Here is a 793-nt window from a genome sequence, read left to right on the forward strand (position 1 = left end):
ATTGATGGTCCGTTACGTCGAGTCGCAGGTCTACCAGGCGGTGGTCGAGAACAACGCGGCTGAACAAGCTGCGCGGATGATCGCGATGAAGAACGCTACCGACAACGCCGGTGATTTGATCAGCGATTTGCAGCTGATCTACAACAAGGCGCGTCAGGCTGCGATCACCCAAGAGATCTCGGACATCGTCGGCGGCGCTGCCGCGGTTTAACGGTTCAAATATTCAGAGGATCCAGCTATGAGTAGCGGACGTATCGTTCAAATCATCGGCGCCGTTATCGACGTGGAATTTCCACGCGACAGCGTACCGAGCATCTACAACGCGCTGAAAGTAGTGAGCGCGGCCGAAACCACTCTGGAAGTTCAGCAACAGCTGGGCGACGGCGTGGTTCGCACCATTGCGATGGGTTCCACCGAGGGCTTGAAGCGCGGTCTGGAAGTTACCGATTCCGGCGCAGCCATCTCCGTACCGGTCGGTAAAGCGACCCTGGGCCGGATCATGGACGTCCTCGGTAACCCGATCGACGAAGCTGGTCCGATCGACACCGAAGAGCGTTGGGGCATTCACCGTCCAGCGCCTTCGTTCGCTGAACAGGCAGGCGGCAACGACCTGCTGGAAACCGGCATCAAGGTTATCGACCTGGTTTGCCCGTTTGCCAAAGGCGGTAAAGTCGGTCTGTTCGGTGGTGCCGGTGTAGGCAAAACCGTAAACATGATGGAACTGATCCGTAACATCGCCATCGAGCACAGCGGTTATTCCGTGTTCGCCGGTGTGGGTGAGCGTACTCGTGAG

General features: G+C 57.9%; 1 protein-coding gene and 1 pseudogene. Both read left to right on the forward strand.

All coding sequences use genetic code 11. The features are described from left to right. Positions 1–211 (forward strand): F0F1 ATP synthase subunit gamma (locus ACIONG_RS30520; RefSeq protein WP_401304763.1); only part of this gene is annotated, 211 nt, incomplete at its 5' end. 27 nt (positions 212–238) lie between these two features. Beyond that, positions 239–793 (forward strand): annotated as a pseudogene (locus ACIONG_RS30525) (F0F1 ATP synthase subunit beta); the annotation flags it as partial.

Source organism: Pseudomonas sp. NPDC087817, from assembly GCF_044742875.1.
Classification (GTDB): Bacteria; Pseudomonadota; Gammaproteobacteria; order Pseudomonadales; family Pseudomonadaceae; genus Aquipseudomonas.